Raw genomic sequence first — 21,248 nt, 5'->3', positions numbered from 1 at the left:
CGTATTGTATGCGCTGCGAAGCACGTCAGCGTTTCGTGTAGATGTCGGGGCGGCGGATCTCCATCAGCTGCTCGGGGTTCGCGGGCGGACCGAAACCGACCGGCCGGTACAGCGCGTGCGCGTCGGTCGTCGCGAGCATGATGCGGCGCAGGCCCTGCACCATTTCCTGCGCGAATATGTGGTCGATCAGCGCGCGGCCGTAGCCGTTGCCGCGTTCGGCCGGCAGCACGAACACGTCGCACAGGTACGCGAACGTCGCGTGATCGGTGACGAGCCGCGCGAACCCGACGAGCCGGTCGCCGACATACGCACCGAAGCACAGCGAGCCCTCGATCGCCCGCTCGACCACGTCGCGCGGAATGCCCTGCGACCAGTACGCGTCGCGATGCAGGAAGTCGAAGATCGCGTCGATGTCGAGTTCGCGCTTGTCGGTGGAAAATCTCAGCGTGGCGGGGGTGGCTGCGGGCACGTCTGTTCTCCGGTTGGAGGGGCCGGAAGGCGGAGCATCGACGATACCGCGCCGTGGGGTGCGGGACAAGGGTATGGCCGATCCGCCGCGGGAAAACAGATGCGCGTCGCCCTGCCGCACGGCGCCTCGAGACCTGTACAACATTCCGTACATATATTCGAATAGTGCTATACTTGTACCGTTAAAAGTACAAGTGAGGCACGCCATGCGCACGATTCATTTTTCCGATGCCCGCGGCAATCTGAAGACCGTCATCGACCAGGTCGTCGACGATGCGGACGTGACGCTCATTACGCGCCGCGATGCACCGAACGCCGTCATCATGTCGCAGGACTATTACGACAGCCTGATGGAGACGGTTCACCTGCTGCGCTCGCCAGCCAACGTCGCTCATCTCGAACGTTCGATCGCGCAACTGCGCAAGGGCAAAGCGAAAGAACACAAGCTCGCCGAGGACGATGAATGAGCGTACGTCGCGTGCTCTTTACTTCCGACGCATGGGATGACTATGTCTACTGGCAAGGACAGGATCGCAAGACGCTCAAGCGCATCAACCAGCTCATTCGCGAAACCCGGCGCACGCCGTTCGAAGGCATCGGCAAGCCGGAGCCGTTGAAAGCCAATCTGTCCGGCTTCTGGTCGCGCCGTATCGACGATACGAACCGCCTGGTCTACGAGGCTGACGACCTTCAACTCAGCATCGTGTCCTGCCGCTACCATTACGAGTAGCACGGCCGCCAACCAACCTCGCCACGCTCCGCCTCGCACGCCTCACCCGATGACCTACCGCCTCATCGCCTTCGACTTCGACGGCACGCTCGCCGATTCGCTCGACAGCTTTCTCGCCGCGCTGTCGGAAGCGTCGCGCCTGCACGGCTTTCGCGACGCGACGCCCGAACTGCGCCCCGCGCTGCGCGGGATGTCGGCGCGCGACATCATCCGCGCGCTCGACGTGCCGATGTGGAAAGTGCCGCGCGTGACGATCGACATGCGCCGCCTGATGCGGCCGCGCATCGCGAACGTGCGGCTCTTTCCCGGCGTCGACGAAACGTTCGACGCGCTCGCCGCGCGCGGCATCCGCATCGCGATCGCCACGTCGAACACCGAGGAGATCGTGCGCGACCGGCTCGGCCCGCGCGCCGGCGCACGCGTCGACCATTTCGCCTGCGGCATTCCGCTGTTCGGCAAAGCGCGCCGTCTGCGCGCGCTCGTTCACGAGGCCGGTGTGCGCGCCGACGAAGTGCTGTACGTCGGCGACGAAATCCGCGATGCCGACGCGGCACGGCGCGCGCGTATCGCCTTCCAGGGCGTCGCGTGGGGTTACACGGCGCCCGACGCGTTGCAGGCACATTGCGCGACGCCGTTGCTGCCGCGCCTCGATGCGCTGCTCGATCGCGTGTAACGCTTCACGCACGCCGCGCACACACGCACCACTCGCCGCCGACGCGTCGCCACAGCAACGGCCGCGACGACATCGCACCGATGAAATGCCGATGACACGCACGCGCATCTCATGCATTGCATGCGCCACGTGCGCGCAAAAATTGCCGCCGCCGCACGCGCATCAGGTACGCACTACCGGCCTGCGCGCATGCTCATCGATTCGTCTTACCAACCGTTACACAAGCCACAGCACGGTTGCACCTGCTACCCGACCGCTCTCCTAGAATCAGTCGGGCCGGAAAACACTTCGAACGCCGCCGCGGCAGAGCGGCAGTCGAATCCGGCCCGGGCGCGCCCGGTCTCTCGCACAGCGACGGATCACACGATCCGTTTTTCAACCAGAGCCCCGATCGAAAGGAGGTCCCATGAACCGCTTTCCCCCCATTTCGCGCCTTGCCTTGTCTGCCGCTGGCCTGCTTCTCGTCGCCGTGACGGCGACCGCGCAAACCGCGCAACCGGCACCCGCGGCATCCGCCGCGCCGGCCGCGACCGCGACGCGCATCCACGAAGCCGACCAGACCTTCATCACGGACGGCACGAAGACCGTGTCGACCCAGCACGACGCCGCGCGCATCGCCGATTCGCGCACGTCGGACAGCCAGGTCAAGGCGTTCGCGCAACGCGTGTCGACCGACGACGCGAAGATCATCCAGGCGATGCGCGCGGCGAGCCCGCGCGGCGTCGACGTGCCGGCCAACGACCCGGACACGACCGTGCTGAACAGCATCAAGAGCCTGCGCGGCGCCGAGTTCGACAAGGCGTACATCGAACAGGTCGCGCTCGCCGGCCAGCAGAAGACGATCTCGGCATTCCAGGCCGAAATCGCATCGGGCCGCGACGCCAAGCTGAAGGAAGTCGCACGCCAGGCGCTGCCGATCCTGCAGGCGCACTACGCGGACGCGCAGAAGCTCGCGCAGCGTCACCACCTCGCATCGGCGCAGTAACGCGATGCAGCGCCGCGCCTCGTGCGCGGCGCACCGTTCCCCCCGTCGTCGCGCTGCCGACTCCCCTGCCGGCGGCGCGACGCACGCCCAACATTCAACGTCCCGCATCACCCGTTACGTCGCCAGCTTCGCCTCGAGTCGCGCACGCACGTCCGGCCATTCGTCGTCGATGATGCTGAAGCGCACCGAGTTGCGCTTGCGGCCATCCGGCATGATCCGTTCGTGACGCACGATGCCCTCCTGTTTCGCACCGAGCCGCAGAATCGCCGCGCGCGATTTCTCGTTCAGCTCGTCCGTCGTGAACTGCACGCGTACGCATCGCAGCGTGTCGAACGCATAAGCCAGCAGCAACCACTTCGCTTCGGTATTCGCGCGCGTACGCTGCGCCGATTCGCTCAGCCACGTATGGCCGATCTCCAGCTTGCGATTCCCGCGATCGATCTTCCAGAAGCGCGTGCTGCCGATGGCGCGGCCCGACGCGCGATCGACGATCACGAACGGCATCACGGTGCCGGCCGCGCGCCCCTGCAACGCCGTGTCGATGTACGCGTCGACCGTCTGCGCGCCCGGCACGACCGTGACCTTCAGGTTCCACAACTCGCCGTCGGCGGCAGCGTCCAGCAGCGCCTGCCGGTCGGATGCGGCGAGCGGGCGCAGAACGACACGTTCGCCGGTAAGGGTCGGTTGTTCGAGGAAAGACGATGCGTCGGTCATGATGGGATTTCCGGAAAATGACGGCGATGGCGGCGAAACGCCCATCATACGGCGCCGCCGCTAGCCGAGGTGCGCGGCGAGCCGGCGGCGAATCGCCTTCGCTTCGCCGCGCAGCGCATCGGCGAACGCGTCGACGAGCAGGCTCTTCGGCCGGTGCTCGGGCACGATCACGCTGACCCGGTACGGAAACGACCGCGTCAGCGGCCGCACGTGCAGGCCGCGGCCGACGAAATCGAGTGCCGTGAGCGGATTGACGATCGCAGCCCCGAGCCCCTGCCGCACGAACGCGCACACCGATACGGCCGACGGCGTGTCGACCACCGAGCGCGGCGCGACGCCGAGTTGCGCGAATGCCTCGTCGATCATGATGCGGTACGGGTCGTTCAGCGACAGGCTCACGAACGGGCGGTCGACGAGATCCAGCAGGTCGATCGCATCCTGCGCGAGGAGCGGATGGCCGTCGGGCAGCACGCACACTTCATCGACTTCGAGCAGCGGCATGAGCACCGTGCCGGCCGGCGCGGCATCGTGCTCGGTCAGCCCGAGGTCGTAGCGTTGGGCGGTCAACCACTCCTCGAGCACCGGCGACTCCTGCGTCGCGACCGACACGCTCACACCCGCATGCGCATCGTGAAAGCGCCGGCACGCGCCGGGCAGGATCGCGTGCGAGAACGCCGGCAGCGCGATCACCGACAGTTGCCCGTCGCGAAACTCGCGCAGGCGTGCAGCCGTCGCCGCGACGCGTTCGAGCCCCACATACGCGAGCCGCACGTCGTCGAACAGCGTGAGCGCGGCCATCGTCGGGCGCAGCCGGCCGTGCGCGCGTTCGAACAGCGCAAAGCCGACGACCTGCTCCATCCGCGCCAGTTCGCGGCTGATGGTCGGCTGCGACGTGTACAGCATCTCGGCCGCGCGCGTCGTGCTGCCGGTGACCATCAGCGCGCGGAACACCTCGATATGACGGTGCGTCAGCATGATCGTATATATCAAAAGTGAATCGAATGAAGATAAACAGGCATTTTACTGGATAGCCAATCGGGCGCATCATCGCACTATCCGTTCATTCGATCCGATTCATCCGTCATGTCCCTCGATTCCCGCCAGCTCGCGGCCCTCGCGCAGCAATACGGCACCCCGCTGTGGGTGTACGACGCCGACGTCATCCGCGACCGCATCGCCCAACTTCGCCAGTTCGACGTGATCCGTTATGCGCAGAAGGCGAATTCGAACGTCCATATCCTCAAGCTGATGCGCGACGAAGGCGCGTGCGTCGACGCCGTGTCGCTCGGCGAGATCGAGCGCAGCCTCGCGGCCGGTTTCAGCCCGAGCGGCGAGCCGGAAGGCGTCGTGTTCACGGCCGACCTGATCGACCGTCCGACGCTCGCGGCGGTGCTCAAGCACGGCGTCACCGTGAACGCCGGTTCGCTCGACATGCTCGCGCGCATCGGCGAGCACGCGCCCGGCCACCGCGTGTGGCTGCGCGTCAACCCCGGCTTCGGCCACGGCCACAGCAACAAGACCAACACCGGCGGCCCGCAGAGCAAGCACGGCATCTGGATCGACGACGTCCCGCGCGCGATCGAGATCGTGCGCCAGTACGGGCTGAAGCTGGTCGGCATCCACATGCACATCGGTTCGGGCGTCGACTACGGCCACCTGTCGCAGGTGTGCGATGCGATGGTCGACCTCGTCACGTCGCTCGGCCACGACATCGACGCGATCTCGGCCGGCGGCGGCCTGTCGATCCCGTATCGCGACGGCGAGCCGCGCGTCGACGTCGGTCACTACTTCAGCCAGTGGGACGCCGCGCGCAAGCGGATCGAACGGCATCTCGGCCACCCGGTGCGCATCGAGATCGAACCGGGCCGCTTCCTCGTCGCCGAAGCCGGCACGCTCGTCACCGAAGTGCAGGCCGTCAACCGTCGGCCGAAGCACGATTTCGTGCTGATCGACGCCGGCTTCAACGACCTGATGCGCCCGTCGATGTACGGCAGCTATCACGCGGTGTCGGTGCACGCGCACGATGGCGCGCTGCCCGCCGGCCGGCCGCTCGTCGATCTCGCGATCGCCGGGCCGCTGTGCGAATCGGGCGACGTGTTCACGCAGGATGCCGGCGGCGTGGTCACGCACCGCAAGCTCGCGCAGCCGCAGATCGGCGACCTGCTGTTCCTGCACGACGCGGGCGCGTACGGCGCGTCGATGTCGTCGAACTACAACAGCCGGCCGCTCGCGCCGGAGGTGCTGGTCGATCGCGGCACGCCGCGGCTGATCCGCCGCCGGCAGACGATCGGCGAATTGCTCGCGCTCGAAACGTTCGAGTAACGCCCGCCCGGCGTGACGAACGCCAACGGCCAGGCTTGCCGCTACCGGCAGCCTGGCCGTTTTGCTTGGGCCGCGTCATCGGTGCAGGATCGGATGCACGTCGCGATCACGCGCATCAGCGGCAATCGGCTTGCCGCCAGCCTCGCACCGGAGGGCGTCGGCCTGATACGCGACACACCGCTGCCCCTGCGTCACCCTGCGCGCTGCACGGGCGCCATCTTCGAGAAGTACTTCGCGCCCGCCACGCAGCCGACCACCACGACCGTCACGACGACCATCGACGGCGGCACCGTCTCGTGCAGCAGCCCGGCCGCGAGCAGGAAGCCGAAGAACGGCTGCAGCAGCTGCAGCTGGCCGACGCCCGCGATCCCGCCGAGCGCCAGCCCGCGATACCAGAACACGAAGCCGATCAACATGCTGAACAGCGACACGTACGCGAGCCCCCACAGCGCGGCGGCGTCGACGCCGTCGAACGACGCGGGCCAGGTCAGCCACGTGAGCGGCAGCATCAGCGGCAGCGACAGCACGAGCGCCCACGAGATCACCTGCCAGCCGCCGAGCTGGCGCGACAGGCGCGCGCCTTCCGCATAACCGAGCCCGCATGCAACGATCGCGGCCAGCATCAGCGCATCGCCGACCACGGACGCCTGCCCGCCGTTGCGCAGCGCGAACGCGGCCACCGCGCCGCTGCCGACGATCGAGAAGATCCAGAACGGCAACCGCGGCCGTTCGCCGCCGCGCCACACGCCGAACAGTGCAGTCGCGAGCGGCAGCAGCCCGACGAACACGATCGCATGCGCCGACGTCACGTGCTTCAGCGCCAGCGCCGTCAGCAACGGGAAACCGACCACCACACCGAGCGCGACGATGGCCAGCGACACGACCTCGGCACGCGACGGCCGCTTCTGCTTCAGCACGACGAGCAGCAACAGGCCGAGCGCGCCGGCGATCGTCGCGCGGGCGAACGTGAGGAACAGCGGGTCGAGCCCTTGCACCGCGACCCGCGTCGCGGGCAGCGAGCCACTGAAGATGATGACGCCCAGCAAACCGCTGAGCCATCCGTCGGTCGTCTTTTGCACGGTCAATCCTGAATGGAAAGTGGATGACCGATGGATGATCCGCCGCCGGCGAAACCGGCGTAAGCTACAGCCCAATACAATTCAGACAAACTGTACTGGACAACCGGCCGTACAGTTCATCGTTCGCCATGCACCCTTCCGCCCCGATTCCCACCCCACCCGCGCCGTCGCGCACGCGCGTGGAGACCGTCATGGATACGTTGCGCGCGCGGATCGCGAGCCGCGTGCTGATGCCCGGCGCGCGCGTGCCGTCGATCCGGATGATGGCCGACGCGCTCGGCGTGTCGAAATCGACGGTCGTCGACGCGTACGAGCGGCTCGCGAGCGAAGGCGTACTCGTCGCACGGCGCGGTTCGGGCTTCTACGTGTCGGGCCACGCGCCGCCGCTCGCGCTCGCCGAATTGGGCCCGCGCCTCGATCGCGAGCTCGATCCGCTGTGGCTGTCGCGCCAGTCGCTCGAAGCGGCGCCGACGTCGGTGAAGCCTGGCTGCGGATGGTTGCCGTCGTCGTGGCTGCCCGACGAAAGCCTGCGCCGCGCGCTGCGCGCCGTGTCGCGCGACGAAGCCGATGCGCTGACCGATTACGCGACGCCGCTCGGCCTGCCCGCGCTGCGCCAGCAGCTCGCGTGGCGGCTCGCGCAGCACGGTGTCCACGCGGAACCCGCGCAGATCATGTTGACCGACGGCGGCACGCACGCGCTCGACCTCGTGTGCCGCCTGCTGCTGGAGCCCGGCGATACCGTCGTGCTCGACGATCCGTGCTACTTCAACTTCCAGGCGCTGCTGCGCGCGCACCGTGCACGGATCGTCAGCGTGCCGTTCACGCCGAACGGCCCCGATCTCGTGCGCTTCGAGCAAGTACTCGCCGAGCACCGGCCGCGCCTGTACATCACCAACGCCGCGCTGCACAACCCGACCGGCGCGACGCTCGCGCCGCCCGTCGCGCACCGGCTGCTGACGCTCGCGGCCGAGCATGGGCTGCTGATCGTCGAGGACGACATCTTCGCGGATTTCGAGAGCACGCCTGCGCCGCGCCTCGCGGCGTTCGACGGGCTGTCGCGCGTCGTATCGATCGGCAGCTTCTCGAAGACGCTGTCGGCCGCGATCCGCTGCGGCTATGTCGCCGCGCGCCCGGAATGGATCGACGCGCTCGTCGACCTGAAGCTCGCGACGTCGTTCGGCAATGCGCAGATCGGCGCGAACGTCGTGCATCGGCTGCTGATCGACGGCACGTACCGACGCCATCTCGACAGCCTGCGCGCGCGTCTCGCCGATGCGATGGGCGAAACGATCCGGCGCCTCGCGCGGGCGGGGCTCGCGATCTGGACGGAGCCGCGCGGCGGGTTGTTCGTGTGGGCGGAGTTGCCGGACGGGCTCGACGCCGCACGCGTCGCGCGTCACGCGCTGGACCACGACGTCGTGCTCGCCCCCGGCAACGTGTTCAGCGCGTCGCGCAGCGCGACGTCGTACCTGCGCTTCAACGTGTCGCGCTGCAAGGGGCCAGCGGTGTTCGATGCGCTGGCGCGGGCGATGGAGGCGACGCGGGTGGGGGAGCGCGGCGGTGCGCCGGCGGATGCCGGCGGCCCGGTGCTGACCGGCAAGTGACGCGAGCCGGCTGCACAGCGGCGGGATGCCCCGCCGCCTGCGTCACACCTCCCCCGCATGCGCCCTCGCCCTGACCTCGGCGAACGACGTATCGACGAGCAGACGCCCCGTGTCGAACACCGTCTCGAGCGCCTCGTCCCATTCGCCTTCCAGCGCACGATCGTCCCACGCAACCGGCAACGTCACCGTCCGATACTCGCCGGTGCGCCAATTGCGCAGCAGCGTCAACCGCCCCTGCTTCGAACGCTTGCCCTGATCGGTGACCGGATCCTTGCGGACGTCGTGCCATACGTCGCCGCGCCGGATCGCCGAACACTTCATCGCGAAGCGCTGCGTATCGCGGTTCACCCGCTGCAACAACGCACCGCCCATGCCGAACACCACGTTGCCGGCCGCATAGCCCGCCTCGTCGAGCGCGACGAGGATCGCTTCGATCGACTGCTCGTCGACCCCGTCCCCCTGGATCACGCGCACACGATTCAATACGCGCCGGCCCTTGCCGTTCACGGTCGAACCGAACGACGCATCGAGCGCCCGCACGGTCTGCAGCACGATCGTCACCGGGTCGCCGGAATCGGGGCGCACGACGAGCGTCGCGCCCGAATCGAGCACCGCCTGCCGAAGCTCGCCGCCCCACAGATCGAGCGCGGCGAACAGATCGTAGGAGTCCGATACGACCGATACGATCGCGCCCGGCAAACCGAAGCGTTTGATCATGTTGCGGTACGCATCGGCCTCGCCTTCGCGCCCCCACGACGTGATCGTGCTGTGCTCGGCCGCCGGCACCGAGTACGCAGCCATCGGCTCGCGATAAAAACGGTTCGCGGCCAGCACGCCGAGCACCGTGTCCGAGCCCATGAAGCTCACGAGGTGCGCGGCGCCGCCGATCGCGGCCGATTCCGCGCTCGACACGCCGCGTGCGCCGAAGTCGTGCAGCTTGAACGGCAGTTGCGCGAGATCGTCGTCGGTCCTTTCAAGGAAACGGCGAATCGTTTGCCGAAGATGCCAGCTACGGGTCGCCACCGTCACCGGATACCAGATGCGCAACAGCATCGTCTCGAGATACGACGCGAGCCAGAACACCTGCGGGTCGTCGCATTCGACCGTCATCAGCACGTTGTGCACCGGCACGATCGAGCCTTCCGGCACCGCTCGGATCTTCACCGGCAGGTAGCCGTCGTAGCGCTCGACGATATGACGCCATCCTGCTTCGTTGAACGGCTCGCCGTGCACCGTGAAGAAATCGCGCGCGTCGTCGATCATCGCGTGCGTGACCGGCTTGCACAGATACTCCTTCAGCAGCATCTGCAGGCCGAAGAACAGCGTGCGGTCGTAGCGGCCGCCGCGCGATTCGACGTACGAGAACATCGCCGATGCGTCCGGCGGATACTGCAGGAAGTGGGAAGCCTTGTACGAATCCGTGTTGAGAATCGGATTGGCGAGAACCGCGGCAAAGCCGCCGGGATCGTTTTGCATGGCTAGAGCTCCTCTAGGCCGTTGAAATGCCGCCGCGTCTGTCGCGGCGGACCGGATGCGGGGAATCAGCGCGTCACAGCTTCCCCAGAAAGTGATACGCGATGTCGAAGTGATCCTCGAACATCACGTTGCGCATCTGCGCGAATTCGTTGAGCGGGACCCAGCGCGCCTTGTCGGCGTCGTCGCTGCCCTTCACGCGCGGCAACTCGCCGGTCGGGAAGTTGAACAGGCACGCATGCGTGATCGTGCGGCCGCGCAGCGAACGCGTCGGGTGATCGAACACCTGACGATCCTTGATCGAGCCGCGCAGTACGGGCTCCGGCAGCTTGAGGCCGGTTTCCTCGCGCAGCTCGCGGATGCACGCCGCGTCGAGCCGCTCGTCCTGGTTCACGAAGCCGCCCGGCAGCGCCCACAGGCCGCGGCCCGGTTCGCTGCGGCGGCGCACGAGCAGGATATGCCCCGAATGCACGACCACCGCGTCGACCGTCACGAACGTGACCGGATACGGCGCGACCGCCCACGCCTTGCGATACGCGGCGATGAATTCGGCTTCCGACTTCAGTTGCGCGAATTCCGGCTGCGTGCGAAAACGCTCGAGCCAGCCGAACACGGGTTCCGGCACGGCCCACTGCACGAAGCTGTTGGTACGTTCGGCGAAATACTGGTCGCGGATCTCGGTGGCGGAAATGTCTTCCGTCGCGTCGACGTCGACGAGCTCCCATTGCGGGAACATCCGCAGGTAATACGACGTAGCGTCCTTCTCGTGGCCGATCAGCCCGACCTTGCGTTGCGCGACGTCGCCGAGCGCGACGGCCACGGCATCCTGCACCCAGCGCACCCAGTCGCCGTCGTTGTAGGTCGAATCCTGCAGCGGGGCGATCGTCACGCGATCGCGCTCGGACGCGTCGAGCAGCGAAGCCAGCATCTGGCGGCGCTCGTCGAACGAGAACGGGTCCTTGATGGTGCGGGGCTTGTCGGTCGACCCGATCAGCACGCACACGCGTTCGGCCCGACTCAGTGCCGACTTCAGCACGTTCAGGTGACCACGATGCGGGGGCTGGAAACGACCAATGAAAACGAGCGCGTCGAAGCGCCGGTTCTGTTGCGTACTCATGAGGCTCCCTCAAGAGATTGAAACGCTCCGGGTCTGTCCCGAAGGGTTGGGATAAATCCTAGGGGAATTCCCGAGGTGCGTCAATCGCGCTCGTTCGAGCGCATGCTCGACTTGACGAAGTCTGACGAAACACAGGTTATTGGCGCGGTACACTCGATTTCATCCCAATCCGCGCCGCCCACCCTCATGAGGATCTCAGTCAGCCGGACCGTCGGCGTCGACCGCAGGCGCCTGTTCACGTGGTCGCAGGACTACGGACGGCGGCTCGTGTGGGACAACTTCCTCAGCGACGCCTATCTGCTCGACGGCACGACCGCCGATGTCGGCGTCGACGCGTTCTGCCGCAGCCAGTCGGGCGCGACGATGGTGTCGCGCTACATTTCATACCGTCCGCCGCAGGTCGCCGCCGTCGAAATGGTCGAAGGCCCGAAAGTGCTCGAACGCTTCAGCGGCAGCTGGAACTTCGTCGAGCACACGCCCGGGTCGACCGAGGTGAAGTTCACGTACCACTTTCGCGCGCAGCCGTCGTGGCTGCGCTGGCTGCTCGAACCGCTGATCGGCGCGTTCTATCTCGTGCAGACGCGTCGGCGTCTCGATTCGTTCAAGCGCTGGGCCGAAGCCGAAGCGCTGCCGCGCTGACCGGCATGCGCCGGCGGCCGCGCCGCCCGCTATTTGCCGGATTCACCGAGCCGGGGAAACGACCGGCGGCCGCCATCCCGACGACCCGCCGTGGCCGATGCACGGCAGGCGGCATCCTGGCTCAGGCCAGCGCACTGCCGCGCGTCACCTGCTGCCGAACCTGCGCATGCGTGCCGAGCGCCGCCGCGATCGCATCGACCGCATCGGCCGCGCGCGCCGCGCCGCACATGAACGCATCGACGGCCGCGAAGCGATGCTCGGGCCACGTATGGATCGTGATGTGCGACTCCGCCAGCAGTACGACACCCGTCACGCCATGCTCGCCGCCGAAATGATGGAAATGCGCGCCGATCACGCGCGCGCCGGCCCGTTGCGCCGCATCGGTGAGGATCGCCTCGAGCCGCGCGGCGTCGCGCAGCAGCGCCGCATCGATGCCCGCCAGGTCGGCCAGCACGTGCGAGCCGAGCGTCGCGCACGGCGGCGCGATCCCGTCGCACGCGGTCATTTGTGCGACCCGTACGACGAGTAGCCACTGCGCGCCGACGAGCTGCCCCACCCGCCACCGCCCGAACCACTGCCGCCGATCGACGCGCAGCTGAACAACGTGACGACGATCAGGCCGTAGACGCCGTAGAGGATGTACCGGATCACGCGTTGCCCCCGTCCGACGCAAATCGCTTCCACAGCCATTCCGGCAGCCACAGCACCAGCAGGCCGACCAGCACGTAGACGGAGCGGCCGGTGAACGAGAACAGCGAACCGAGGTTGAAGATCACGAGCAACGCGCTGAACATGAACGGCAGCGGCGCGAAACTGTGCGGCCCCTTGCTGCCGAACAACCCCATCGATTCGGTCGCGCCCGTGGCGGCCGTCGTGGCCGCGGCCAGCGCCGGCGTGCCGAAGCGTTCGGCGAGCGCGCCGCCCGACAGCGGTCGCGCACGCGACCAGACGATCTCCGCGTCACTGCGCTCGCGCGTCAGCTTGTCCTTCTGCCAGCCGTAGTCGATGATCGACGTGCGATCGCCCGCCTGCACGCGCCAGTTGAATGCCCCGACCACGTAGACGACCTCCGATTCGTATTCCTCACGCAGCCGGTAAGTCTTGCCGCCGTCGGTCACGTTGCCGGATTCGCTGCCGATCGTCGGCCAGTGGTCGAGCACCTGCACGCGTTCCCAGCGCCCTTCGCTCTGTACGAGCCACAGGAAGCCGCGCTTCGGGTTCAGCAGCAGGTATTCGTCCCATGTCTCGTCGTCGCCCGGCACGCGGCAGCGCATCATGCCGATCACCGTGTACTTCACGCCGTCGAACGTGCCGATCGCGCCGAGTTCGAGCGCGCCCTTCACCGATTCGAGCTTGCGCCGGGCCGCGAACACGGTCTGCTGCTCGGCCGTGCACTGCACGCCCGCGTGGCAACTGCCGCACACGACGTAGTCGGCCACGTTCGGCGCATACGACAGCGGCGCGCCGCAGCTCGGGCACGCGAACGGCACCAGCTCCGCGCCGCGCTTGTCGCGCGTATCGTTTTCGATGTCGCGCAGCCCCGTGAACGCGAGCGCGTCGAATTCCAGCGCCTCGCCCGCATAGACGGCCGGGCTGCCGCCGTTCGACCCGGCGTCGGAATAGTCGTAGGTCGCGAATGCATTGCCCGTGCGCAGGTCGGCGACGCGCGCCTCCCAGCCGGCATCGACGCGGAACGGCAGCTCGCCGTCGCCGCCCGTGCAGCGCGCGGTGCGCACGTCCGACACCAGATACGCGCGGCCGCCGTGGTCGATCCGCATGCCCGGTTCGAGCGTATCGAATGCGGGCCACGCGGTACCCGACGCATCGTCGGATTCGCGCACCGTGATCGCGTACTGGCCCGACGCATCCGACAGCCAGCCGAACGCGCCGTCGTCGAACACGACGTACCACTCGCTCCACGCGCCGGCGTCGTAGGTCATCTGGATGCGGCCGAGCACCGTGAACGCACGCTTGTCGTAGCGCCCGGCCGTGCCGATCTGGATCGGCGAAGCATCGTCGAGTACCGTGGCCAGTTCGCCGATGCGCTCGACCTCGGCGCCGCGCTTGAGCAACGTACTACGGCAGAACGCGCAGACGGCCATCACCGCCGCGGCCGAGCGAAACTCGACCGGCGCGCCGCACTGGGGGCACGAGGTACGGAACATGCGTGCCGCTTACCGGGTGAGCTTCGCGAGGATCTCGGCCTTCGCGCGGGAATATTCGTCTTCGGTCACGAGGCCCTTGTCGAACAGCGCCTTCAGCTGCTCGAGCCGCTGCACGTAATCGGTGCTCTCGGCCGCTGCAGCGGCCACCGGCGCGGCAACGGGCGTGGGCGGAGCGGCCTGCGCCGGTTGCGCGGCGCCCGCGATCTGGCCGGCCATCGCCTGCCCGATCGCCGCGCCCGCGGCGAGCCCCGCGCCGACCCCGGCGATGCCGCCCGGGTTTTGCGCGGCGAGCGGAATCGCCTGCGCGGTCTGGTATTGCGTGGCGCGCGCGAGATCGCCGGCCATCCCGGCACCGATCCGCAGGTCGAGCGCCTTTTGCAGCTCGGCCGGCAGCGACACGCTCTCGACCGCGAACGCGTCGAGCGCCAGCCCGTAACGCGTAAACACCGGCACCAATGCCTCGGCGACGCGCTGCGACAGCAGCGACTGGTTCGCGGCCATGTCGACGAACGGCACGTCGGCCGAGCCGAACGTCGTGCTCATCGCCGTGACGACCAGATTGCGCAATTGCTGCTCGAGATCGTCGACCGTGTATGCCGCGCGCGTGCCGCTTACCTCGCGGTGGAACGCAGCCGCATCGACGATCCGATATGAATAGATACCGAACGCGCGCAGTTGCACGAAGCCGAATTCGCGGTCGCGGATCGTCACCGGCTGCGCGGTGCCCCAGCGCCGGCCCAGCTGCAGCCGCGTGCTGAAGAAGTAGACGTCGGACTTGAAAGGCGACTGAAAGAATTTGTCCCAGTTCTTCAGGTTCGTGAGTACCGGCAGCGTGCGCGTTTCCAGCGTGTAGAGCCCCGGCTGGAACACGTCGGCGACCTTGCCCTCGTTGACGAAGATCGCGACCTGGGTTTCGCGCACGGTCAGCTTGCCGCCGTACTGGATTTCCTGGTCTTCCATCGGATAGCGCCAGGCCAGCACGCCGTCGGTGTCTTCCGTCCATTGCAGGACGTCGATGAACTGCTTGCGGATGAATGAACCCAGACTCATGTCGGTCTCCTCGAAACGCGTGGTGCGTCAGGTCAGGCAGGCGGCATTGATGATGCCGACGACGAGCGACGCGGTGCCCATCAGGCCGCCCATCGCGACGTTGCGATCCTCGATCGCATGATTCATGCCGGGCATCACGCGCGTCAGCACCGCATAGGTGATCAGTTGCACGATCATCGCGCCGACGGCCCAGATCACGACTTCGCCGAGCGTCGAGTTGTGCGCGATGCTGGATGCGAGCGTCAGGCAGAAACCGATCAATGCGCCGCCGAACGACAGCGTCGCGGCCGCGTTGCCGTCGCGGATCAGCGCCAGTTCGTCGAACGGGGTGACCTTCAGGTACACTGCCGCGAACACGAGAAGCAGCACGAACGCCGACAGTAAATGAACCGCATAAAGATAGGCACTATTCATTCTTTTCCTCGGATTTTGTGCTCGGTTCGCCGCCCCGTCGCCGGCCGGCCCGCACAGGGCCGCCAGACGAAAATCCGCGCCAGTATATCCACATTGCCGAACACTGCACAACGGATGCGCGATGCTGCATAAGCGTGCGCTCGTCCTGTCGATTCTCGTGCTCGCGTCGTGCGGGCTCGGCTACGAACTGATCAGTAGCGCGCTGTCGAGCTATCTGCTCGGCGACTCGATCCTGCAGTTCTCGTCGGTGATCGGCTGCTACCTGTTCGCGATGGGAATCGGCTCGTGGCTCGCGAAGTTCGTCGAGGACGACGACGTGCTCGACCGCTTCGTCGACATCGAGCTGCTCGTCGGCCTGCTCGGCGGCGTGTCGGCAGCGCTCCTGTTCGTGGTGTTCGCATGGCTCGCCGCACCGTTTCGCGCGGCGCTTTACGCACTGGTGCTCGCGCTCGGCCTGCTGATCGGGATGGAAATCCCGCTCGTGATGCGCGCGTTCCAGCAGCGGCGACAGGCGTTCCGCCATACCGTCAGCGAGGTGCTGACCTTCGACTATCTCGGCTCGCTGGCCGTGTCGCTGATCTTCCCGCTGGTGCTCGCGCCGCGCCTCGGCCTGCTGCGTACGAGCTTCCTGTTTGGTCTCCTGAACGCATTCGTCGCATTGTGGACGACCCACCTGTTCCGCGACGAGATTCGCAACGTGCGCGGCAAGCTGATGCGTGCGTCGCTCGTGATCGGGCTGCTGGTTGCCGGGTTCGCGCTGTCGGATCGCATCACGCACTGGGCCGAACACGGCGTGTACGGCGATGAGACGATCTATTCGGAAACGACGCCGTACCAGCGCATCGTGCTCACGCAGTGGCACGACGACATGCGGCTGTACCTGAACGGCAACCTGCAATTCTCGTCGCGCGACGAGCACCGCTATCACGAGGCGCTGATCCATCCGGCGATCGAGGCACTGCCGTGGGCGAAGCGCGTGCTCGTGCTGGGCGGCGGCGACGGCCTCGCGGTGCGCGAACTGCTCAAGCACCGCAACCTCGAGCAGATCACGCTCGTCGATCTCGATCCGGCGATGACGAAGCTGTTCTCGACGTCGGCACCGCTCGTCAAGCTGAACCAGGGCGCGCTGAAGGACCCACGCGTGCACGTGATCAACGACGACGCAGTGCGCTGGCTCGAATCGAATGCCGACGTGTACGACGCGATCGTCGTCGACTTCCCCGATCCGACCAACTTCGGGCTCGGCCGCCTGTATTCGGTGCCGGTGTTCCGGCTGCTGGCGCGCCACCTGTCGGAGAACGGTTACACGGTGATCCAGTCGACGTCGCCGTATTTCGCGCCGCACGCGTACTGGACCATCATCGCGACGCTGCACGAAGCCGGGCTCAACACGTGGCCGTACCACTGCTACGTGCCGTCGTTCGGCGACTGGGGCTTCGTGATCGCCGGCAAGCGCCGCGACTTCACGGTGCCGACGCATTACTCGGTGCCGACGCGCTGGCTCGATGCGCAAACGGCCGCCGAGATGTTCCACTTCCCGGCCGACATGCCGGCGCTGTCGATGTCGCCGAACGAACTCAACGACCAGCCGCTCGTGCGCCGCTTCGACGACGACTGGAAGCACGTGCTGCGCTGATGGATCGCCGCACGTTCCTCGTCGCGTCGGCAGCCGCGTCGCTCGCCGCATGCGGCCGCACCGGCTGGATCGAGACGACGCCGCAGGTCGGCTACCCCGGCATGCGCGAAGGCCATGCGCTGCGCGACCATGCCGCGCTGCCCGCGCCGTCCGGCACGATCGAGACGGATGTCGCGATCCTCGGCGCCGGCGCGGCCGGGCTGTCGTGCGCATGGCAGCTCGCGCGCGCGGGCCATACGCGCTTCACGGTGCTCGCCGGCCCCGAATTCGGCGGCAACGCGGCCGGCGGGCGCTTCGGCGAACTCGGCTATCCGAAGGGCGCGCACTATCTGCCGCTGCCGTCGCTCGAATCCGCCCATCTGCGCGACATGCTCGCCGATCTCGGCGTGATCGAATCCGCGCCGTTCTCCGGGCGCCCCGTGTACGACGAGCGTGCACTCGTCCACGCACCGGACGAACGCCTGTTCATCGGCGGGCAGTGGCAGGACGGCATCGTGCCGACCACCGGCCTCGACGCCGACGCGCTCACGCAGCAGGCGCGCTTCTTCGCGTACACGGACGGGCTGCGCACCGCGCGCGGCGCCGACGGCCGCAAGGTGTTCTGCATCCCGATCGCGGAATCGTCGCGCGACCCGCGCTGGCGCGCACTCGACCGGCGCTCGTTCCGCCAGTGGCTGCTCGACGAAGGCTATACCGCGAAGGCGCTGCACTGGTATCTGAACTACTGCTGCCGCGACGATTACGGCGCCGGTTACGAGCATGTCTCCGCCTGGGCCGGCCTGCACTACTTCTCGTCGCGTGGCGGTCATGCGGGCGATGCGAGTGACGGCGCGGTGCTGACCTGGCCCGACGGGCTGCACACGATGGTGACGAAGCTGAGCGATTCGATCACCGCGCGCACCGGCTCGAACGCGTGGTCGCGCGATGGCTTCGCGGTGCGCGCGACCGAACGCGCAGGTGGCGTCGACGTGCTGTGCGCACGCGCCGGCCATGACGGCACGCTGTCGACGTTCATGCTGAAGGCGCGCCGGGTCGTGTGCGCGATGCCGCTGTTCGTCGCGGCGCGCGTGTTTCCGCAGCTTGCCGCGTACGGTTTCGAACCCGCGCGCGACTTGCCGCCGCGCGCGCCGTGGCTCGTATCCAACTTCCTGCTCGACGGCATGCCAGCCGAGGAAGCGGGCGTGCCGCTCGCGTGGGACAACGTCGTCTACGACGGCGCGGGGCTCGGCTACGTCGTGTCGACGCATCAGTTGATCCGGATGTCGCCGCCGACGCGCTCGGTGTTTTCCGCCTATCAGGCATTGAGCACGCAAACGCCGGACGATACGCGCCGCTGGCTCGCGCAGGCGAAGCCCGACGCATTGCGCGAACAGGCGGCGCTCGACCTGCAGGCCGTGTACGGACGCGAACTGTGGAAGCATGCAACCGCGCTCGAGATCACCGTGCGCGGCCATGCGATGGCCACGCCCGACGTCGGCTTCCTGAGCCGGCCGGGGCTGCTCGCACTGCGCGATGCCGATGGCCCCGTCGTATTCGCGCATGCCGACCTGTCCGGGCTATCGCTGTTCGAGGAAGCGTCGTACTGGGGCATGCTGGCGGCGCATCGCGTGCTCGCCTGACAGCCGTCGCGCGTCATTGCGGCGTCGCCGCCACCCGCTATAATCGCGCGACATTCCGACTGCATTGAGCAGGCCGACGGTGGCGCGCCGTTCGACGCGCCGTACGCCCTTCTCGACAACAACAATGACGAACCGAATCCTCCGACGCCTTCCGCTCGTGCGCGCCGCCGCGCGCGTGCTCGCGTGCGCCCCGCTGCTCGGTGCGCCACCGGCGCTGCACGCGGCCGACACCACGACCGCTGCCGAGCCCGCGTCCGGGCGCTACATCGTCGTCGACACCGGCCATACGCCCGCGCATCCGGGCTCCACCGGCGCGAGCGGCCGCGTCGAATACCTGTACAACCTAGATCTGTCCGGCGCGGTCGCCGACAAACTCGCCGCGCACGGCGACCGCGTGCTGCGCACGTCGGCGGACGGCCGCGAGATCAAGCTCGATCAGCGCTCGACGCAGGCGCCCGATGCGAACCTGTTCGTGTCGATCCATCACGACTCGATGCAGCAGCAGTTCATCGACGCGGGCCGGCAGCGTGAATTCCGCGGCTTCTCGGTGTTCGTGTCGGAGCGCAATCCTCACTATGCGGAGAGCCTGCGTTGCGCAAAGGCAATCGCCGAGCGGCTGGTCGCGGCCGGCGAACGGCCGTCGCTGTATCACGCGCAGCCGATCCGCGGCGAGAATCGCCCGCTGATCGACCCGCAACTCGGCATCCACCGCTTCGACGATCTCGTCGTGCTGCGCACCGCGCCGATTCCGGCCGTGCTGGTCGAAGCCGGCGTGATCGTCAATCCGGATGAAGAAGCGCGGCTCGCGCGGCGCGAGACGATCCAGCGCCTGTCCGCCGCGATCGCAAGCGGCATCGACGCGTGTACGACGCCCCAATAAACGACGGCATTTCCCGTCGGATTCAACGGTTTTCACCCAGCCAGGAGCCTCACCATGAAGAAAAAGAATCTGCTCGCATCCTGCGCGTTGCTCGCGCTCGCCGTTCCGTTCGCCGCGCACGCGGCCGGTTGCGGAAAGCCGCGCAGCGCGTTCGACCAGGTGTATTGCACGAGCACGCAGTTCTCGCAATCCGATCGCGATCTCAACGACGAATACGGCCGGCTGCGCAAGCAACTGAGCGGCGACCAGCAGGCGACGCTGAAGGCCGGCCAGCTCGCATGGCTGAAACAGCGCGACGCGCAGTGCAGCGAAACGCGCGGCAGCAGCTACCTCGTCGATATCCAGTGCGCGAACGACATGACGCAGTCGCGGCTGTCGTTCCTGCGCGAACGCGAGCGCGAATGCTCGAGCACCGGCTGCGTGACGTCGAAGCTCGGCGAGTAAGTCGCCACGCGTGCCGTGCCGCGAAGCACGTCGCGGCACGGCACGCTGCTCGAAAGGAACGATGATGCGGCATGAATTCTCCGAAGTCCTCAACGATCTGATCGACTACTTTCTCGTCGGCGATCTTCTGCTGCTGAAACGCTACAAGGACGAACACGGGCTGCCGGACGACGTCGCGTCGGCGTTCACGACCGGCGACAGCGGCGACCACGCGGTGCTGGAAGGCATCGTCATTCCGCTGGCCGGCATCGAGAATCATCCGTATACGGTCATCTTCACGCTGGACGACGACACGCCTGAATTGCTGAAAGCAGGCAGTCGTCTGCAGCATCGGCGCGGCGGATACGTATTGCGCGTCGAGCATCGTGCGGTGATGCTCTACACGTGGCGCATTCTCGAACGTTTCACCGACGACACGGTGAATGCGCTGCTTGCGCGCTATCGCGAACCGAGCCGGCCCGTCATTGAAATCGACAACGGCTGGTACGACGTCGAGATCCTCGGCGGAGAAATCGCACGCGACGGCTGGTTCGAACCCGCGTTCGAGTTCGTGTTGAAGAAAACCGATGCACCGGGCGACGCATCGCACGTGGACATCCACTACCGTTTCGCCATCGAAGCTAGTCTGGGTCCGGCGGCGTGAATCCGGCGGGCAGCAGCGCGGCATAAGGCAACCGGCCACACGGGAGGCACATGGCACCGAACACGACGACGATCGACATCCGCGCGGCCACCTCCGCCGATGCACCGGCCATCGCCGGCATCCACGTCGCGTCGTGGCAAGCCACCTACATGGACATCATGCCGGCGCAGTTCCTCGCCGACCTGTCGGTCGAAAAACGCACGGCCGCGTGGCGCGAGGCGCTCGACGCGGGACGACCGCACGTCGCGCTCGCCTTCGCGAACCACGCACCGACCGGCTGGATCGCGTACGGGCCGACGCGCGACGCCGACAAGGACGGTGCGTGGGGCGAAATCGAAGCGATCTATCTGCACCCGTCGCATTGCGGGCAAGGGATCGGCGCGCGGCTGGTCGACCATGCATGCCGAGCGCTGCACGACGTGGGTCATGCGTGGGTGTCGCTGTGGGTGCTCGCCAAAAACCGTCGAGCGAGGATGTTCTACGAACGCGAAGGTTTCGTCGCCGAAGCCGACATCAAGACCTTCGAGATCGACGGTACGCCGGTCAGGGAAGTGCGCTACTGGCGCGCACTTCCCTGACCGGCATCTTCAACA

General features: G+C 67.3%; 24 protein-coding genes. 13 read left to right on the top strand and 11 right to left on the bottom strand.

Features of this window, described 5'->3' with window-relative positions; genetic code table 11:
* Positions 1-25 precede the first annotated feature (25 nt).
* Positions 26-469, bottom strand: coding sequence for a GNAT family N-acetyltransferase (locus BLS50_RS28870; protein ID WP_074806078.1), 444 nt, complete (start codon positions 467-469; stop codon positions 26-28).
* Positions 470-674: 205 nt separating this feature from the next.
* Here BLS50_RS28870 and BLS50_RS28865 point away from each other — a divergent pair, with 205 nt between their 5' ends.
* From BLS50_RS28865 to BLS50_RS28850, 4 genes are all read left to right on the top strand, one after another.
* The gene (locus BLS50_RS28865; RefSeq protein ID WP_011547275.1) at positions 675-935 is read left to right on the top strand and encodes a type II toxin-antitoxin system Phd/YefM family antitoxin; all 261 of its coding nucleotides are present in this window, start codon (positions 675-677) and stop codon (positions 933-935) included.
* On the top strand, positions 932-1,198 hold the full coding sequence (locus tag BLS50_RS28860; protein ID WP_074806075.1) for a Txe/YoeB family addiction module toxin: 267 nt from the start codon (positions 932-934) through the stop codon (positions 1,196-1,198). The genes BLS50_RS28865 and BLS50_RS28860 overlap by 4 nt, the downstream gene beginning before the upstream one ends.
* A 49-nt stretch (positions 1,199-1,247) precedes the next feature.
* Positions 1,248-1,871 carry an HAD hydrolase-like protein gene (locus BLS50_RS28855; RefSeq protein ID WP_006480833.1) on the top strand — a complete coding sequence of 208 codons (624 nt, stop codon included), beginning with the start codon at positions 1,248-1,250 and terminating at the stop codon, positions 1,869-1,871.
* A 406-nt stretch (positions 1,872-2,277) separates the two neighbouring features.
* Positions 2,278-2,856 carry a DUF4142 domain-containing protein gene (locus BLS50_RS28850; RefSeq protein ID WP_006480832.1) on the top strand — a complete coding sequence of 193 codons (579 nt, stop codon included), beginning with the start codon at positions 2,278-2,280 and terminating at the stop codon, positions 2,854-2,856.
* A gap of 114 nt (positions 2,857-2,970) precedes the next feature.
* Here the strand turns inward: BLS50_RS28850 and BLS50_RS28845 are convergent, their stop codons facing one another.
* A complete protein-coding gene (locus BLS50_RS28845) occupies positions 2,971-3,570 on the bottom strand; it encodes a GNAT family N-acetyltransferase (protein ID WP_012339671.1) in 600 nt (199 codons plus the stop codon).
* A gap of 60 nt (positions 3,571-3,630) precedes the next feature.
* Entirely contained in the window at positions 3,631-4,545 is a 915-nt protein-coding gene (locus tag BLS50_RS28840; RefSeq protein WP_074806072.1) for a LysR family transcriptional regulator, read from the bottom strand.
* Positions 4,546-4,653: 108 nt separating this feature from the next.
* Between BLS50_RS28840 and lysA the strand changes: the two genes are divergently transcribed.
* On the top strand, positions 4,654-5,892 hold the full coding sequence (gene lysA / locus BLS50_RS28835) for a diaminopimelate decarboxylase (RefSeq protein ID WP_074806070.1): 1,239 nt from the start codon (positions 4,654-4,656) through the stop codon (positions 5,890-5,892).
* A gap of 191 nt (positions 5,893-6,083) precedes the next feature.
* Here lysA and BLS50_RS28830 read toward each other — a convergent pair whose 3' ends face one another.
* Positions 6,084-6,971 (bottom strand): DMT family transporter, encoded by an 888-nt coding sequence (locus BLS50_RS28830; RefSeq protein WP_074806821.1) that lies wholly within the window; start codon positions 6,969-6,971, stop codon positions 6,084-6,086.
* 128 nt (positions 6,972-7,099) lie between these two features.
* Here BLS50_RS28830 and BLS50_RS28825 point away from each other — a divergent pair, with 128 nt between their 5' ends.
* Positions 7,100-8,575 carry an aminotransferase-like domain-containing protein gene (locus tag BLS50_RS28825; protein WP_074806068.1) on the top strand — a complete coding sequence of 492 codons (1,476 nt, stop codon included), beginning with the start codon at positions 7,100-7,102 and terminating at the stop codon, positions 8,573-8,575.
* A gap of 42 nt (positions 8,576-8,617) precedes the next feature.
* On the opposite strand, the gene BLS50_RS28820 is transcribed toward BLS50_RS28825, so the two are convergent.
* Positions 8,618-10,051 carry a nicotinate phosphoribosyltransferase gene (locus BLS50_RS28820; protein ID WP_027806945.1) on the bottom strand — a complete coding sequence of 478 codons (1,434 nt, stop codon included), beginning with the start codon at positions 10,049-10,051 and terminating at the stop codon, positions 8,618-8,620.
* A gap of 73 nt (positions 10,052-10,124) precedes the next feature.
* Positions 10,125-11,165: a bifunctional nicotinamide-nucleotide adenylyltransferase/Nudix hydroxylase gene (locus BLS50_RS28815; protein WP_074806064.1), complete on the bottom strand. Its 1,041-nt coding sequence runs from the start codon at positions 11,163-11,165 to the stop codon at positions 10,125-10,127.
* A gap of 186 nt (positions 11,166-11,351) precedes the next feature.
* Between BLS50_RS28815 and BLS50_RS28810 the strand changes: the two genes are divergently transcribed.
* Positions 11,352-11,804 carry an SRPBCC family protein gene (locus BLS50_RS28810; RefSeq protein WP_011547264.1) on the top strand — a complete coding sequence of 151 codons (453 nt, stop codon included), beginning with the start codon at positions 11,352-11,354 and terminating at the stop codon, positions 11,802-11,804.
* Positions 11,805-11,925: 121 nt separating this feature from the next.
* Here the strand turns inward: BLS50_RS28810 and speD are convergent, their stop codons facing one another.
* Genes speD through BLS50_RS28790 form a run of 5 tightly spaced genes read right to left on the bottom strand, consistent with a single transcriptional unit; the run spans position 11,926 to position 15,433 of the window.
* Positions 11,926-12,309 carry an adenosylmethionine decarboxylase gene (gene speD, locus BLS50_RS28805; RefSeq protein WP_074806061.1) on the bottom strand — a complete coding sequence of 128 codons (384 nt, stop codon included), beginning with the start codon at positions 12,307-12,309 and terminating at the stop codon, positions 11,926-11,928.
* Positions 12,306-12,455: a hypothetical protein gene (locus BLS50_RS36095; protein WP_153489189.1), complete on the bottom strand. Its 150-nt coding sequence runs from the start codon at positions 12,453-12,455 to the stop codon at positions 12,306-12,308. Before BLS50_RS36095 ends, speD begins: the two co-directional genes overlap by 4 nt.
* On the bottom strand, positions 12,452-13,969 hold the full coding sequence (locus BLS50_RS28800) for a DUF4178 domain-containing protein (protein ID WP_074806058.1): 1,518 nt from the start codon (positions 13,967-13,969) through the stop codon (positions 12,452-12,454). Before BLS50_RS28800 ends, BLS50_RS36095 begins: the two co-directional genes overlap by 4 nt.
* A 9-nt stretch (positions 13,970-13,978) precedes the next feature.
* A complete protein-coding gene (locus tag BLS50_RS28795; RefSeq protein WP_012339663.1) occupies positions 13,979-15,019 on the bottom strand; it encodes an SPFH domain-containing protein in 1,041 nt (346 codons plus the stop codon).
* A 27-nt stretch (positions 15,020-15,046) separates the two neighbouring features.
* The gene (locus BLS50_RS28790) at positions 15,047-15,433 is read right to left on the bottom strand and encodes a DUF350 domain-containing protein (protein WP_006480820.1); all 387 of its coding nucleotides are present in this window, start codon (positions 15,431-15,433) and stop codon (positions 15,047-15,049) included.
* 121 nt (positions 15,434-15,554) lie between these two features.
* On the opposite strand from BLS50_RS28790, the gene BLS50_RS28785 reads away from it, so the two are divergent.
* The 6 genes from BLS50_RS28785 to BLS50_RS28760 all read left to right on the top strand — a co-directional run bounded on the left by BLS50_RS28785 (position 15,555) and on the right by BLS50_RS28760 (position 21,233).
* On the top strand, positions 15,555-17,069 hold the full coding sequence (locus BLS50_RS28785; protein WP_011547260.1) for a polyamine aminopropyltransferase: 1,515 nt from the start codon (positions 15,555-15,557) through the stop codon (positions 17,067-17,069).
* On the top strand, positions 17,069-18,688 hold the full coding sequence (locus tag BLS50_RS28780; RefSeq protein ID WP_074806055.1) for an FAD-dependent oxidoreductase: 1,620 nt from the start codon (positions 17,069-17,071) through the stop codon (positions 18,686-18,688). The genes BLS50_RS28785 and BLS50_RS28780 overlap by 1 nt, the downstream gene beginning before the upstream one ends.
* Before the next feature lie 124 nt (positions 18,689-18,812).
* On the top strand, positions 18,813-19,568 hold the full coding sequence (locus BLS50_RS28775; RefSeq protein WP_069231440.1) for an N-acetylmuramoyl-L-alanine amidase family protein: 756 nt from the start codon (positions 18,813-18,815) through the stop codon (positions 19,566-19,568).
* 54 nt (positions 19,569-19,622) lie between these two features.
* Entirely contained in the window at positions 19,623-20,012 is a 390-nt protein-coding gene (locus tag BLS50_RS28770) for a lysozyme inhibitor LprI family protein (protein WP_006480817.1), read from the top strand.
* Between the two features lie 61 nt (positions 20,013-20,073).
* A complete protein-coding gene (locus BLS50_RS28765; RefSeq protein WP_256334200.1) occupies positions 20,074-20,655 on the top strand; it encodes a hypothetical protein in 582 nt (193 codons plus the stop codon).
* Between the two features lie 50 nt (positions 20,656-20,705).
* The gene (locus tag BLS50_RS28760; RefSeq protein ID WP_074806049.1) at positions 20,706-21,233 is read left to right on the top strand and encodes a GNAT family N-acetyltransferase; all 528 of its coding nucleotides are present in this window, start codon (positions 20,706-20,708) and stop codon (positions 21,231-21,233) included.
* Positions 21,234-21,248: the final 15 nt, after the last annotated feature.

It is taken from the genome of Burkholderia orbicola (genome assembly GCF_900100915.1).
GTDB lineage: Bacteria > Pseudomonadota > Gammaproteobacteria > Burkholderiales > Burkholderiaceae > Burkholderia > Burkholderia orbicola.
Note: the sequence above shows the minus strand (reverse complement) of the source record. Positions and strands in the feature narration are given on the sequence as shown.